The organism is Streptomyces sp. NPDC107521, assembly GCF_055598485.1.
On sequence record NZ_JBVKAT010000021.1, the window covers coordinates 64617 to 77196 of the forward strand.

The 12580-nt window shown below is 71.4% G+C and carries 18 protein-coding genes and 1 riboswitch; of the genes, 11 read left to right on the forward strand and 7 right to left on the reverse strand.

The window, feature by feature from the left end; all coding sequences use genetic code 11:
• The first annotated feature begins 14 nt into the window (after nucleotides 1-14).
• From ACZ7LB_RS26205 to ACZ7LB_RS26245, 9 genes are all read left to right on the forward strand, one after another.
• Nucleotides 15-278, forward strand: a complete 264-nt coding sequence (locus tag ACZ7LB_RS26205; protein WP_451782802.1) for a DNA-binding protein — start codon at nucleotides 15-17, stop codon at nucleotides 276-278.
• A 1-nt stretch (nucleotide 279) separates the two neighbouring features.
• Nucleotides 280-486: a hypothetical protein gene (locus tag ACZ7LB_RS26210; RefSeq protein ID WP_471471669.1), complete on the forward strand. Its 207-nt coding sequence runs from the start codon at nucleotides 280-282 to the stop codon at nucleotides 484-486.
• A gap of 9 nt (nucleotides 487-495) precedes the next feature.
• The gene (locus ACZ7LB_RS26215; protein WP_471471670.1) at nucleotides 496-852 is read left to right on the forward strand and encodes a hypothetical protein; all 357 of its coding nucleotides are present in this window, start codon (nucleotides 496-498) and stop codon (nucleotides 850-852) included.
• A gap of 222 nt (nucleotides 853-1074) precedes the next feature.
• A complete protein-coding gene (locus tag ACZ7LB_RS26220; RefSeq protein WP_471471671.1) occupies nucleotides 1075-1269 on the forward strand; it encodes a hypothetical protein in 195 nt (64 codons plus the stop codon).
• Between the two features lie 188 nt (nucleotides 1270-1457).
• Nucleotides 1458-1649: a hypothetical protein gene (locus ACZ7LB_RS26225; RefSeq protein ID WP_471471672.1), complete on the forward strand. Its 192-nt coding sequence runs from the start codon at nucleotides 1458-1460 to the stop codon at nucleotides 1647-1649.
• A complete protein-coding gene (locus tag ACZ7LB_RS26230; protein ID WP_471471673.1) occupies nucleotides 1640-1792 on the forward strand; it encodes a hypothetical protein in 153 nt (50 codons plus the stop codon). Before ACZ7LB_RS26225 ends, ACZ7LB_RS26230 begins: the two co-directional genes overlap by 10 nt.
• Nucleotides 1789-3738 carry a bifunctional DNA primase/polymerase gene (locus ACZ7LB_RS26235; protein ID WP_471471674.1) on the forward strand — a complete coding sequence of 650 codons (1950 nt, stop codon included), beginning with the start codon at nucleotides 1789-1791 and terminating at the stop codon, nucleotides 3736-3738. The genes ACZ7LB_RS26230 and ACZ7LB_RS26235 overlap by 4 nt, the downstream gene beginning before the upstream one ends.
• A gap of 224 nt (nucleotides 3739-3962) precedes the next feature.
• Nucleotides 3963-4202, forward strand: a complete 240-nt coding sequence (locus ACZ7LB_RS26240) for a hypothetical protein (RefSeq protein ID WP_471471675.1) — start codon at nucleotides 3963-3965, stop codon at nucleotides 4200-4202.
• 173 nt (nucleotides 4203-4375) lie between these two features.
• A complete protein-coding gene (locus tag ACZ7LB_RS26245) occupies nucleotides 4376-4906 on the forward strand; it encodes a hypothetical protein (protein ID WP_471471676.1) in 531 nt (176 codons plus the stop codon).
• 71 nt (nucleotides 4907-4977) lie between these two features.
• On the opposite strand, the gene ACZ7LB_RS26250 is transcribed toward ACZ7LB_RS26245, so the two are convergent.
• Both ACZ7LB_RS26250 and ACZ7LB_RS26255 read right to left on the reverse strand, forming a co-directional pair.
• Complete coding sequence (locus ACZ7LB_RS26250) at nucleotides 4978-6453, reverse strand: ApeA N-terminal domain 1-containing protein (RefSeq protein WP_471471677.1); 1476 nt, start codon at nucleotides 6451-6453, stop codon at nucleotides 4978-4980.
• Nucleotides 6454-6526: 73 nt separating this feature from the next.
• A complete protein-coding gene (locus ACZ7LB_RS26255; RefSeq protein ID WP_471471678.1) occupies nucleotides 6527-7777 on the reverse strand; it encodes a helix-turn-helix domain-containing protein in 1251 nt (416 codons plus the stop codon).
• 151 nt (nucleotides 7778-7928) lie between these two features.
• Between ACZ7LB_RS26255 and ACZ7LB_RS26260 the strand changes: the two genes are divergently transcribed.
• Nucleotides 7929-8345: an ATP-binding protein gene (locus tag ACZ7LB_RS26260; protein WP_471471679.1), complete on the forward strand. Its 417-nt coding sequence runs from the start codon at nucleotides 7929-7931 to the stop codon at nucleotides 8343-8345.
• Nucleotides 8342-8503 carry a hypothetical protein gene (locus ACZ7LB_RS26265; protein WP_158693656.1) on the forward strand — a complete coding sequence of 54 codons (162 nt, stop codon included), beginning with the start codon at nucleotides 8342-8344 and terminating at the stop codon, nucleotides 8501-8503. The genes ACZ7LB_RS26260 and ACZ7LB_RS26265 overlap by 4 nt, the downstream gene beginning before the upstream one ends.
• Nucleotides 8504-8917: 414 nt before the next feature.
• Here ACZ7LB_RS26265 and ACZ7LB_RS26270 read toward each other — a convergent pair whose 3' ends face one another.
• The 5 genes from ACZ7LB_RS26270 to ACZ7LB_RS26290 all read right to left on the reverse strand — a co-directional run bounded on the left by ACZ7LB_RS26270 (nucleotide 8918) and on the right by ACZ7LB_RS26290 (nucleotide 12566).
• A complete protein-coding gene (locus tag ACZ7LB_RS26270; protein ID WP_471471680.1) occupies nucleotides 8918-9667 on the reverse strand; it encodes a (2Fe-2S)-binding protein in 750 nt (249 codons plus the stop codon).
• Nucleotides 9664-10083 carry a (2Fe-2S) ferredoxin domain-containing protein gene (locus ACZ7LB_RS26275; RefSeq protein WP_471471681.1) on the reverse strand — a complete coding sequence of 140 codons (420 nt, stop codon included), beginning with the start codon at nucleotides 10081-10083 and terminating at the stop codon, nucleotides 9664-9666. Before ACZ7LB_RS26275 ends, ACZ7LB_RS26270 begins: the two co-directional genes overlap by 4 nt.
• Nucleotides 10084-10145: 62 nt before the next feature.
• A riboswitch (cobalamin riboswitch) is annotated at nucleotides 10146-10266 on the reverse strand.
• Between the two features lie 144 nt (nucleotides 10267-10410).
• The gene (locus tag ACZ7LB_RS26280; RefSeq protein ID WP_471471682.1) at nucleotides 10411-11154 is read right to left on the reverse strand and encodes a sulfite exporter TauE/SafE family protein; all 744 of its coding nucleotides are present in this window, start codon (nucleotides 11152-11154) and stop codon (nucleotides 10411-10413) included.
• Entirely contained in the window at nucleotides 11151-11516 is a 366-nt protein-coding gene (locus ACZ7LB_RS26285) for a rhodanese-like domain-containing protein (protein WP_471471683.1), read from the reverse strand. The genes ACZ7LB_RS26280 and ACZ7LB_RS26285 overlap by 4 nt, the downstream gene beginning before the upstream one ends.
• Before the next feature lie 444 nt (nucleotides 11517-11960).
• Nucleotides 11961-12566 carry a rhodanese-like domain-containing protein gene (locus ACZ7LB_RS26290; protein WP_471471684.1) on the reverse strand — a complete coding sequence of 202 codons (606 nt, stop codon included), beginning with the start codon at nucleotides 12564-12566 and terminating at the stop codon, nucleotides 11961-11963.
• Between the last annotated feature and the right edge of the window lie 14 nt (nucleotides 12567-12580).

The window sequence follows — 12580 nt, forward strand, 5'->3', positions numbered from 1 at the left end:
GGAAGGGACTGGAAATGACGACGGCTGTAACCGCAAATTCGGCTCCGACCCTGGCGGAGATCAAGACCTGGCCCGCCACCATCAGCATCACCCGCTGCGCCCTGGCGCTCGGCTGCGGGAAGTCCGCGCTGTACGACCAGATCAAGCGCGGGGACCTGCCCGTCCGGACGATCCGTGTCGGGCGCCGTACGGCCGTTGTGACGGCCTCTCTGGTGCGCCTGCTGGAGACCGGCGACCCGGACCCCACCCCGCCCGCTGCGGCGCTCGTGGCGGCCTGACGTGGCCGCCCTGGAGTCGCGCTACGTGCTCTGCGCCGACGGCGGCGGGCGCGTGGAGACCTCCAACCACCCCGACCGCCCCGGCGTACGGGTCTGGGCCTGCACTTCGTGCGGGGACCGGGGCGAAGGCACCGATGCGGCCCGCACGCACGCGGCCGGGTGCACCACCACCCCCAGCGGCTACCTGCCGCGCCACCACTTCAGCTAGGAGCTGATCATGAACTTCAAGACCGACGGAGACGGCCGCATCGTGGCGGCCCCCGCACAGGAAGGCCCCCTGGCCAACATCACCCGCGAGGAGCGGTACGAGCTGATCGACGCCGAGTGGCAGTACGACCTGTCCAACGCGGCCGGTGACCACGAGGTCTCGAAGGCGCCCGAGCGCGGCGACCACATTGGCAAGCAGTACCGCACCGTGGGCGGGAACATCGTCACCACGGCGCGCACCGCCGAGGGCGAGGTGTCGTACTACCACTGCGCCGGGTGCGGAAAGCGCGACGAACTGGGCTACGGCTGGGACGACGTGGCCCGCGAGCGCGCCGAGGCCCACGCGGCGAAGTGCCGGGCGGTGTGACGTGTCCTGGACGCCGGTGGACGGCTCCGTGAGCGGCCCGAAGCAGCCGGAGAACCCCGACGGCTACAGCACCCGCCAGGGCGGCCGTGTGCGTGTCCAGGGCGGCCGGTGGGCCTGCTCCGGCTGCGGCCGGTCGGAGACCACCGACGACCCGCACCACGCAGCGCAGCATCACGGCCGGGAGTGTCTGGCCGTGTCCTTCAACGCACCCGGAGGTGCAGCGTGACGCAGCAGCAGATCGCCCCGGTGGAGCGCGAGTTCCGCGCCGTCCACACGGACGCTCGGGTCACCGTCACCGAGGACGAGATGGGGCCGCGCTGGGAGTGCTCGGGGTGCGGCCACGGACGGCGCGACGACGGCGCCCTGGAGGTGGCGCAGGACCACGCGGAGCACTGCGCGGTGCTGCCGCTGCCCTGACCCCGGAAACGCGAGAGCGGCGCCCCTGGAGGTGAACGCCGCTCTAGCTGACGAAGTGCAGACCGACCCGCTGGGAGCCCGGTATCTACGCCTTCAGGATACCGCCCCTCTCGCCTGGTCTCCGGTCTCCCCAGACGATCCCCATCGGCCCGCACCGGATACGCCAACTGCCGCGTAGAGGGGCCGAAATGAACAAGTCCAGTGCTCACGAGGGGCGCAACTGGAAGCCGTCCAAGACGGACGAGCAGTACAACGCGGAGATCATCCGCGACTCCTGCGACGCCTTCGAGGCTGTGGCGCGGGAGACCGGTCAGCCGGTGAACGAACTGCGGGTCGTCATCGCTATGCGCCCCACCAAGGAGGGCTCGCCGTGGACGTGATCCGCAACGAGACGGCCGGAGAGCCGGAGCCCTCCGGCGGCCGGGTGCACGAAGTACGGGCGAGCGCTCCGGCGGACCCGTGGGATGCCTTCTGGCGCCGCCTGGCCGAGCTGTTCGAGCAGCAGGCGGGGAGCGAGTCGTGAAGTACGAGAAGGGTGCCGAGCGCCCCGAACCGACCCCGGCGGCCCCGGAGTCCACCGAGGCCGGGAACGGCGCTCTGGCGGACCCTGATGGCCTGCTGGCGGCGGCCCTGGCGCTCGCGGCCGAGGGCATCAAGGTCTTTCCCGCGCACCGTGTGACCGAGGACGGGTGCACCTGCGGCAGCTACGCCTGCAAGTCGCCCGGCAAGCACCCGCGCGACTGGAAGGGCAAGGGCGGGGTGTGGCACCGGAACGGCTCGAAGGACGCCACCACCGACCCCGACGAGATCCGCATGTGGTGGATGAAGTGGGGGCCGTCCGGGCTGCTCAACATCGGGCAGACCCTCACCGGCCGCGCCGTCGTGGACGTGGACGTGGCCGGGGGCAAGCCGGGTGAGGCTACCTGGGAGGCGCTGAGCGCCGATCAGGACATGCCCAAGACGCTCACGTACCGGACGGGGCGCGGGGGCCTCCAGATGGTCTTCCGGCTCCCCGAGGGAGAGACCGGCGGCAAGACGGACGGCTACTCGAACGCGCTCGGGGAGGCCGTGGACTTCAAGACGGGTCCGCGTGCCTACGTGATGGTGCCGGGGTCCAAGACGGACGACGTTTACACGGTCGTCCACGACGCCGAACCGGCGCCGCTGCCCGGCTGGGTGGCGGAACTGGCCTGCACGGCGCAGCCCGGTACGGGTGGCAGCGTGGTAGCTGGCCGGCCGTCGGGGTCTCAGCTCTCCCACCTGCTGTCCCTTCCGGCCGACGACCCGGCGCGCGGGAACAACTGGCTGGCGGCCGTGGCCGGGCACTACGCGGGCGACGCCTGGAAGTTCGCCCCGCCGCGCGGGTGGTCCTGGTACTCGGACATGGTGCGCGCCGCCAACGCCGCGTCCGCCGACCCGATTGGGGAAGCGGACCTGCTGAAGACCATGCGGTCCATCTGGGACACCGAGACACGGCAGCACGAGCAGGCCGAGGTGGCTGCCGTGGTGCAGTTGCTCCAGCCCGGCGGGGCGTTCTTCCACAACGTCCCCGAGGTGCCTCCGGCGGTGTGGGGACACGGCGAAGAGATCCTGTGGGCCGAAGGTGAGGCCCTGCTGATCGGGGCTCCGCAGGGAGTGGGCAAGACGACGCTCGCACACCAGATCATCCGGGCGCGCATCGGCCTTCAGCCGACGGTGCTCGGGTTCCCGGTGGCACCCGGTAAGCGGGTCCTGCTGCTCGCGATGGACCGCCCGGCGCAGACCCGGCGGGCCGGGGCGCGCATCTTCGCCGGGGACGACCCGCACCGGCTGAGCGAACGCCTCGTGGTGTGGGAGGGGCCGCCTCCGGCGGACCTCGCCCGCCACCCCGAGACCCTGATGTGCATGTGCGAGCAGGCCGGGGCGGACACCGTGGTCGTGGACTCGCTGAAGGACGCGGCCATTGGGCTGTCCGACGACGAGGTGGGGGCCGGGTGGAACCGGGCGCGGCAGTTCGCGCTGCGGGAGGGCGTGCAAGTGCTGGAACTGCACCACACGGTGAAGCGTGGCGCGAACGGCGCCGAGCCGAACACCCTCGCGGACATCTACGGCTCTACGTGGATCACGTCGGGCTCGGGCTCGGTGATCTCGCTGTGGGGTGAGGCGGGCGACCCGATCGTGAGCCTGCGTCACCTGAAGCAGCCGTTCGCGGAGGTGGGCCCGTTCCGTCTGCTGCACGACCACACCACCGGCACCACGACCGTGCACCACACGGCGGATCTCGTGGCGCTGGCCGGTGCGAGCCGGGGCGGGATCTCCGCCCTGGACGCGGCCAAGGCGATCTTCGAGACGGAGAAGCCGAGCGCGGCGCAGAAGGAGAAGGCGCGGCGCCGTCTGGCCAAGCTCGTGGAGGCCGGGCAGTTGGAGGCGAAGGCCGGTCCGGCGGGCGCGGGCACGGTCTACCGGGCCCCGTCCGGCGCCCTGTTCTGACCGCCCGCACGAGGCCGTGCAGGGGTGCACGAACAGGTGCACGCGGCGTTTTCGGCGTGCAGGTGCACGCGGGGCACGCCGGGTGCACGGTCCCGGCAAAGCCGCAGGTCACAGCTACACGCTCAGGTGCACGCGGTACACGCGGCCGAGGTGCACGTTTCCGCCCCCCCCTGAAAGGGGGGCGGAACGCACAGCAAGATCAACAACAGTTGAGGAGCAAGATCATGAACCAGTCCATGATGCTGAGCGCCTGCGCCGGGAGCGCGGCCACGACCGGCGTGCTGATGTTCAGCGTGTGGTGGCACGGCACCCACCGCGCGGGGCGCCCCGAGGTGCAGCCGGAGGACGGCCAGGGCGCAACCGTGGTGCCGCTGGAGCGCCCGGCGGCAACCGGTCCGGTCCTGGGCGTGAACGGCCGTCAGGCGGGCGTGCAGGGCGCCCGGAAGGGAGCCGAGGCAGCATGAGCGCGAACGACCCCATGCGCGCGTCCGGAGGGCGCGGACCCCGTGCGCGCATCCAGTCGGCCACCGGCGGCGGAATCGGCCCGGAGACGCCCGAGGACGGCCGCTGTACGGCCCGTACGCGGTCCGGCGGCCGGTGTCGTGGCATGGCGGTCACCGGGGCGACCGTGTGCCGGATGCACGGTGGCGCAGCACCACAGGTGCGGGCCGCTGCGCAGCGCCGGGAGGCCACGGCCGAGTTCCTGCGCACCTACGGGGACGTGGACGGTCCGCAAGAAGACCCGGCGGTCGTCGTCTCCCGGCTCATCCGGCAGGCGGCGGGCCACGTGGCGTGGCTGCTGGAGCGGGTGCAGGAGACCGAGGCGGACGCCCTGGTGTGGGACATGACCTCCGAAGTGGAGCGCCAGGGAGGGGAGTTCCCCGGCGTGGACACCACGTACAGCGCGGCCGTGAATGGCTGGGTGCGGCTGTACGGGGAGGAACGGGACCGGCTGCTGAAGATGTGCGACCTCGCGGCCCGCATGGGCGTGGAAGAGCGCCTGGTGACGCTGGCCGAGGTCCAGACGAAGATCATGTTCGAGGCGATGAACCGGGCGCTGGACGCCCTGGAACTGACGGCCGCGCAGCGCGCCCGCGTCCCGGAGGTGATGGCCGGTCTCCTGCGGGGCATGGCCGCCGAGGGGCGGCCGGAACTCCCCGCCGCCTGAACACCAGGAAGCCGTAGCCCGTGAGCGCTGCGGCTTCCTGCGTGTAACGAGAACCCAGGCGAGCCGATTGATCAATCAGATTCCTCGAAGACTCGTTTCACTACGTCATCTGGGCACCCCAGGATTCTCAGTGAATGAGCCCGTACTGCCAATTCGAGGATGCGCACCACTTCATCAAGTTCGAACGCATCGTAGCCTCGCGTGCCGTGCGCAAGGTTATTCCGAACGATGCGCAGCGCATTTGCCGGTGTTTTTACTGAGGGGTTGGACATGGCCTCTGTAACGAGTGAGGTCGCCGCAATGCGGTCCATGATGTCAACAGGGAGCGCGCCAGTCATGGACTTCAATACGGCATCGAGGCTCGTGGGAGGGTTCTTCGAAAGGAACTTCTTCAAGAATTGCATCACGTCGCGGTCAGCTACGCTGCTCAGGCTGTCAATGACCTGATCTCGCTTGGATAGATGGCTAAGCCGGCGTTGGTCGTACTCGTTGCGGGTTTCGTATCCGTGCAGACCTTCCAATGCTTGGATTAGCAGCAAGAAGCGCGACCGTGGGTGCTGGTCGTGTGCGTGCAACATTGAGCCATATGTTTCCACCAAAGGGTGGTGCTCTGCTGAATATTTGCGCCATTCGAGAACCAGGTCCAAAAGGGATAGTTCGTCAGCTTTAGCTCTGATGGCACTCCGGTGATTCCTAACGTCTTTTTCTGAGCTAGCAAATGGAGCCTGCGTGATACCGGTGCCGTACACCTGGTACTGACCCGCAATGTCAGTCAGCCTTACTGCTACGTACGTCAGATCCTGGGGCTTACCAGTTGCGATTGAGCTGATCCGTCGGAGCGGCTCTATGAACTCGTCAAATGCAACCCGAAGCGATACGCCTCGTTGAAAGGTGACCGTCGCTACCGGGCTAAAACAAAGGCGAAATTCAAATCCGTCTGCGGTTCGCATTCGGCCGTTGTAGCCAACGGAAAGCTCCACGCCTTCCTTTGACCACTCAGCTCGTGCTTCCAGGTTAAGATTGGCACTCCACAAACCCTTGGGATTGTCCGGATGTACGCCTGGAGTCTGCACGCTCGCGATTGGTGCAGTTCCGGTAAGTGCATCGAGTGCTGTTATCTGAAATTCTATTGACGACACAAGGGGGATTTCATTGTCATGTTCGGGCGCCATTTGTGGACTGCGCCGACCAAAGAATTCCCCACCTTTGCTCAAGAGGGCCGCGCTGCCAGTCACGTGCCCTTGGTTCATGGTCCAGTAAGTAATGTGGGCGTCAAGAAGGATTACTGATCCACCATTGGCCAATGTCCCTGATAGGACTGGAGCTTCTACAACCTGCGGGAAAGAGAAGGAGAACACTCCTTCTTGGGGCTCGTCGCGGTTTAGCGGAAGGCGGCCATACACGGAACCCTTTGGCGCACGGTTCGGCAGTACTTCCAATTGGCCTGGGAGTTCAGTGCTGCCCCCCTTTCCGTCGGGGATATTCCATGTGCACAAATAGTCATCCGGCTCGTATGACAGGCGCAGTGGTGTCTGCTGATCGGGCAAAGTTCCTCTTTCCTCGACGCCTTCGCTGAAGGCACTTTGCTAGCTTGACCGACCGGAAACGAGTGGCGTACCCCTAAGCCAGCAGCAAGTGTCCGTAGTCGGCCAGTACTTCGCGCGCCTCGGGCACGTCCTCGTAATCCTTCAGCCGGTGGAGGACCGTCCGGGCCCGTTCCGCCGTGCGCTCCGAGGAAAGATCGCCGGACGTGTCGATGACGCGGCGGGCCTCTTCAGCAGCCTGCTCGGGCTCGTTCGCGTCCGCCAGCGCCACGGCCAACCATGAGCGGTACAGCGCGACCTCCCGGGCGTGGGTGGCGTCGTAGCGTCCCAGCACGTCCTGGAGTAGCGGCACCGCGCGCAGCGGGCGGCGCAGCTCGGTGAACACCCGGGCGTCCATGACCTCCAGCTCCTCGCGGTTCACCCAATAGGCCCACGTCGGCGCGGGAGGGCCGTCCGTGGCATCCAGCGCGGCGTGGGCCTCCCCGAGAGCCCGCAGGGCCGGTTGCGCCTCCCCGGCACGCGTGTGCGCCCAAGCCACGCGGTCCAGGAACAGGGCGCGGGTTGTGGCCGGAGCGTCCGGCCCGGCCTCGGAGACCGCTGCCTTCGCCAGTTCCAGGCCCTTCCGTTCCCGGCCGCTGTTCGTCAGGTGGTAGGCGAGGCTGCCCGCGAGTTGTGCCACCAGCGGCGCGTCCCCGGCCTGGCGGGCGGCCGAGAGTCCGAGCCGGTAGGCGTGCTCCGCGTCGTCACCCCGACCGGCGTCGGAGGCGATCCATCCGGCGATCTGGCCCAACTCCCCGATCTGTACGAGCAGGCCGCGCCCCGTCTCCTCGGAGTGCTCGGACTCGCGGTACAGGCGGACGGCGGCGCGCAGCTCGCGGAAGGCGGGGGCGATCAGGTCTCCGCCGGACAGCACATCGTCCGCGAGCCGGAGGCCGTGGACGCGAGCCGCCAGGCCGTCCACGGTGGTGGCGCCGATCCGACGGCCACGGGGGGTCGCCAGGGGCTCCAGCGCGTCCCCGTCGGGCAGAAAGTCCGCGAGGGTGGCCGCGACCCCGGGAAGGGTGGCCTGAGCATCCCCCCGGGCGTACGCGGCGGCCTGCTCCAGCTCACGCAGCGGCACACCGAGTACCTGGGCGAAGGTGGGCAGCCACGCGTCCGGGATGCGCTCCCCGCGCTCCCATCGGGAGACCTCGTGCCGTGTGATCGACTGGGCGCCGGACACGGCGCACAGCACGGCGGCGAACTGCCGCTGCGAGCGGCCGGAGTGCCGCCGCAGATCGGCGAGGTAGGCGCCGAACTCGCGGCGTCGCTCGGTGGTGTCGCTCATGGTGGCCCCCTTCCGTATCTAGTGTGGCCCCTCCCTGGCCCCCTGGTTGGCTCCTCCGCATGATCACGCACCCCGGTTACCTGAACGCGAAGCGCCCCGGCGACCGCGCGAACGGCCCCGGGGCTGGCCGATCTGAAGGAAGCAGACCGACATGCCGCAACCTACAACCCGGGCCCGCCAGACCGGGCACCCCGGGTACAGCGAGACCCTGCCGAGGCAGCCCGAGAGCGCAGCCACCGCGCGGCGCCTGCTTCGTACCGCCTGTGCCGTCTGGGGGCTGGACGCATTGGCCGAGGACGGGGCGCTGATCGTCTCCGAGTTGGTGGCCAACGCCGTGCAGCACGCCCGGCGGGAATCCATCCGGGTCGTCATCGACCGTCCCGGCGCTGCGCGGGTACGTGTCGGCGTCGCGGATCTCTCCCGGGCGCGGCCGTTGCAGCGCGAAGCCGACGACAGTGAAGAAGGCGGGCGCGGTCTGCGCCTCGTGGCGGTGCTGGCCGCCGACTGGGGCACGGATGAGCGGCGCTGGGGCAAGATCGTGTGGGCGGACCTGGAGGGGCGCGGGTGACCACGGGAGAGACCCCCGGCCGCAGCGCGGCGCGCGCCCATCTGTCCCAGTTGATCGAGCTGTTCGGCACGGACGGATGCCTGCGGATCAGTACGGCCCCGGCTGAACCCGAGCCGCCCGCCGTCGGCGCAGAGGCCGAGGGCGACGAGCAAAACTGACCGCCCCAAGGCGCGGCGAAGCCCCGGCCGGTGAACTCCACCGAGCCGGGGCTTCGTCGTCTCACGCAGATCTCACGGACTCCGTGGAACGAGCCGGAAAAGCTGGCCCTGACCTGGACGTTTGTGCACTCCCCGGAACTCACAGACCTCTGTGGACGGTGTTTCGTTCACTGGGGGTCAAGGGGTCGCAGGTTCAAATCCTGTCGTCCCGACTGGAGACAGTCGCGGGTCGGGGCCGGTTCCGGAGTCATCCGGAACCGGCCCTCGGTCATTTCCGGGCACCGGCCGGGGACCGGCGCCCTCGGCCGGGGCCGACGGGCCACGAGGGACGGACCCGGCGGGGCGGCTTTCGGCGGCCGTGTCCGGCCCCGGTCCGGGCCGCTCCGACCGCTGTCCGGCGCGCTCCGACGTGCCTCACCGCGGCGCCCGCCCCCGCGCGCGGCCGGCGAGACCGCAGTCGCCGCACTTCGAGCCGTCCGGCGCGCGGTAGTAGAGGCAGCAGCTCAGGCGGCGGAACGTGAGGTCGGGGCCGGTGAGCGTGCCGGTGCCCGCCAGGCGTCCGGTGTCCAGCAGCGTGGTCGTGAGGTCGGTGAGCGGTCCGCGTGCGGCGGGGCGGTGCGCCAGCAGGGCGCGGGCCGCCTCGGCGAGCGCCGACGCCGAGTTGCCGTCCAGCAGCCGCGGGGCGACCTTCACGCGCAGGCCGTCGGCCAGCGCCGACAGATGGCGTGTCACCTGCTGGTACAGCGCGTGGGCGGGGCCGTCGTCGAGCCGGTCGACGTGCAGTCCGGCGGGCCGGGGCAGCCGGAGGGCCGGTCCGTCGTCGGCCCGTTGCAGCCCGTCGAGGTCGAGCACGATCCCGTGCAGGACGACGCAGGCCAGCGCCGGTGACCAGAGGCGCGCGGCATGGCCGAGCTGGGCGATGGAGACGTCGACGCGCGGCTCCCGGGTGCGGTGGCGGCGGGCGACGGCTTCGGCGAGGTCGGTGAAGCCCTCCGCGTAGGAACGGGCGACCGGGTGCCAGCCGTCGTCCCGTCCGCCGGTCCGCAGGGCGAAGAAGCCGCCGAGATCCGCCACGTCCCGCAGCGCGGCGGTGACGGACGCGGACGAGGCACGGGCCCGGTGCGCGGTGCCGACTCCTCCCCGGTTCTCCGTCCGCACGATCACGAGGCCGTACGCCGTCGGGCCGTACGCCGTCGCGGCGGCGTGATGGCGTAGAGGTCGAGGATGTCCGGCAGGGGCGCGACGCCCGGTCCGCCGGCGCGTGCCCAGGCGGCGACGTCCTCGGTCGCGTCCGGGTCGTTGACCAGGCCCAGCCAGACGGGCCGGGCCCCGGCGGCCCGGCCCGCGGCGGAGGGCAGTACGACGACGACGTTGGCCTGGTCGCAGACGTCCAGGCAGGCGGACACCCGCACCGGGACCTGGGCGCGCAGACGCGCCGTCTGGGCGGCGTGGTCGACGCCGGTCACCTTGGGGCTGCCGCAGCAGCAGTCGCGGCACACGACGACACGGCACGGCACGGGGCCGTCCGCCGCTCCGGTGGGGGTGCCGTCAGTGGTTCGTCCGGTCGGCGTCGCGGGCATGCGGTGCCGTTCCTCTCTCCGGGGAGATCCGCCCCGTGGTTCGTCGAGGGGGCGACCGCGTGAGTCTCCTGGCTCTCGGGTCGATGCCCGTCCCGGCCTTCCGGCCCGCTGGGGCCGTGGCCGTCCTGGGATCCGCTCGCCGATCACAGTGGCGGGACCGCGCCGGATTCACACCGGCTTCCTCGTTCCGCCGTCGCCCTTGTCGCCGGCCATCCTGCCATCGCGGGGCGCGCCCGCACCACGGTGCCCCACCCGGCCCGGTGGAGCCGGGACCGCGCGGCACCGCCCGGGACCGGCACGGCGGGCGGCACGGAAGCGGCGGAGGGGTCAGACGAACGCGTCGGCGAGCATGAAGGCCGCGACCGCGAGCAGGGCGTAGGCGAAGACGCGCTGCAGCGTGTTGCCGCTGAGCCGTCGCGCATGGCGTTTGCCGTCCCAGGCACCGAGGATCGCGGCGGCGGTGAAGGGCGCGATGACGGCCCAGTCCAGATGGACTCCGGTACCGGCCCGGGCGCCGAGCGCGGCGGCGGAGTTGATGGTGATGACCAGCAGACTGGTGCCGATGGCCCGGCGCATCGGGAGGTTGAGCACCCGCGTCAGGGCGGGCACGGCGAGGAATCCGCCGCCCACACCCAGCAGCCCGGTCACGGCGCCGAGCCCGGCACCGGCGGCACCGGCCCCGACGGGGCGCACCTCGCCCCCGGCCGCGGCGGACGAGGGACGCAGCATGCGCAGCGCGGCGAGTCCCGCGACGGCGGCGAAGGCGACGGTCAGCCCCGCCTGGGGCAGATGCCCGGCGGCCGTACCGGCGAGCATGGCGGGGACGATGCCCGCCGCCGCGAACAGCAGTCCGGTCCGCCAGGCCACGTTGCCGTCCCGGGCGTGCCCGGCGAGCGCGGTGACGGACGTCAGGGTGACGATGATCAGGCTGGTGGTGATCGCCTCGGCGGGCTCCATGCCGATCAGATAGGTCAGGGCCGGGACGGCCAGAACGCTGCCGCCACCGCCGAGGCCGCCGAGCGCCAGGCCGACGACGGCTCCGGCCACCAGCGCGAGGATCAGGGCGGTCATGCCACCGAGCCCTCGTCGCCGCTTCCGCCGACCACCGGGTATCCGGCGGCGGCCCACTGCTTCATCCCGCCCTTGACGTCCACCGCCTCCGCGCCGCGCGCACGGAGCAGCTCGGCGGCCTTCTGCGAGCGGTTCCCGCTGCGGCATATCACCGTCAGCGGCCTGCCCCGGGCGGCCTTCGGCAGCGCCGCCCCCGTGACCAGGGCGGACAGTGGCGCGTGCATCGCGCCGGGCGCCCGCCCGGCGGTCCACTCGCCCCGCTCGCGGACGTCCAGCAGGACGTCCGGGGCGTCGGCGCCCAGGGTGCGCCGACGGGCCTCCTCGACGGTGACGCGCTTCTTGTCTCGGGAGAACGGGAACATCACGGGACCTCTTTCGTGCGGTCGTGCGGGTACGTCGTGCGGGAGCCGGAGCGGCCACCGGCGGCCCGGGACCGGGTGCGGTACCGGGCGGCCGCCCGCTGGGCCGGTGACGACGGGCCGACCCGGTGGCGGAGCGGAGTCGTCGACGGCGACCGCCCCACCGGCGGCGGCGTCGAGAACGGGGAGGCGTCGAGAACGGGGGGAGGCGGCGGTTCCGCCGCGCGATGCCTCCGCGAGGGGCTGCCGGGACCTGGGCGGCCCGCTCCGCGTGGCGCGGACGGTGCCCTCGGCGGCCGGCCCCGCGCGGTGCCGCCCGCCGGGCCCGGCCCCCGGCCGAGCGGGACGCCGGCGGGGCCGGGGGAGGACATCGGGGCGGCCACCGCGAGCGGGGTTCCCGGGACGGCCCTCAGCCCGGGGCCGTCGGCCGGGGCGGCCGCGGGACGCTCAGGACCCGCTCCCCGACGCTCGGGACCCGCTCTTCAGGGAGGCGACGACGGTGCCGACATCGGTGCGCGGGCCCCGGTTGTACGGCAGCTTGGACAGCATCATGCCCAGGGCGCAGGTGTTGCTGAGCGCGGCGAAGGTCAGCCCGGCGCCGATCGCGGTGCCGATCAGGTGCACGCCGGGGACGAAGAACCCCACGACGCCGCTGACGAGCACGATCGAGCCGGCGACGAGACGGACCTGACGCTCCAGTGCCCAGCGCTGCCGACCGCGGTCGACCGGGGCGCCGGAAGCCTCCCAGGCCATCATGCCGCCGTCGAGGACCCGCAGGTTCGGCAGGCCCGCCTCGGCGAGCGCCTCCTCGGCCTGCGCCGCGCGGGATCCGGCGCGGCAGACCAGCACCACGTCCTCGTCCAGGTGCCCGCGCAGCTCCGCACGGTGCTCGCGCAGGGTGTCCAGGGGCACGTTGTGGGCGCCGGGGATGTGGCCGGTCTCGAACTCGCCGGACGTCCGCACGTCGATCAGACGGGGGCCGTCACCGGTCTCGATCAGGTGCTGAAGGGCGGCGGGGGTGAAGACGGAGGTACGGGAAGCGTCGGTGGTCATGAGGACTACTCCGT

What these genes read in the sequence shown, in the direction of transcription:
- ACZ7LB_RS26285 (WP_471471683.1), bottom strand. Translation starts at nt 11,516, where the DNA reads ATGTTCCCGTTCTCCCGAGACAAGAAGCGCGTCACCGTCGAGGAGGCC.
- ACZ7LB_RS26290 (WP_471471684.1), bottom strand. Translation starts at nt 12,566, where the DNA reads ATGACCACCGACGCTTCCCGTACCTCCGTCTTCACCCCCGCCGCCCTT.
- ACZ7LB_RS26255 (WP_471471678.1), bottom strand. Translation starts at nt 7,777, where the DNA reads ATGAGCGACACCACCGAGCGACGCCGCGAGTTCGGCGCCTACCTCGCC.
- ACZ7LB_RS26205 (WP_451782802.1), top strand. Translation starts at nt 15, where the DNA reads ATGACGACGGCTGTAACCGCAAATTCGGCTCCGACCCTGGCGGAGATC.
- ACZ7LB_RS26245 (WP_471471676.1), top strand. Translation starts at nt 4,376, where the DNA reads ATGCACGGTGGCGCAGCACCACAGGTGCGGGCCGCTGCGCAGCGCCGG.
- ACZ7LB_RS26260 (WP_471471679.1), top strand. Translation starts at nt 7,929, where the DNA reads ATGCCGCAACCTACAACCCGGGCCCGCCAGACCGGGCACCCCGGGTAC.
- ACZ7LB_RS26225 (WP_471471672.1), top strand. Translation starts at nt 1,458, where the DNA reads ATGAACAAGTCCAGTGCTCACGAGGGGCGCAACTGGAAGCCGTCCAAG.
- ACZ7LB_RS26280 (WP_471471682.1), bottom strand. Translation starts at nt 11,154, where the DNA reads ATGACCGCCCTGATCCTCGCGCTGGTGGCCGGAGCCGTCGTCGGCCTG.
- ACZ7LB_RS26215 (WP_471471670.1), top strand. Translation starts at nt 496, where the DNA reads ATGAACTTCAAGACCGACGGAGACGGCCGCATCGTGGCGGCCCCCGCA.
- ACZ7LB_RS26240 (WP_471471675.1), top strand. Translation starts at nt 3,963, where the DNA reads ATGAACCAGTCCATGATGCTGAGCGCCTGCGCCGGGAGCGCGGCCACG.
- ACZ7LB_RS26275 (WP_471471681.1), bottom strand. Translation starts at nt 10,083, where the DNA reads ATGCCCGCGACGCCGACCGGACGAACCACTGACGGCACCCCCACCGGA.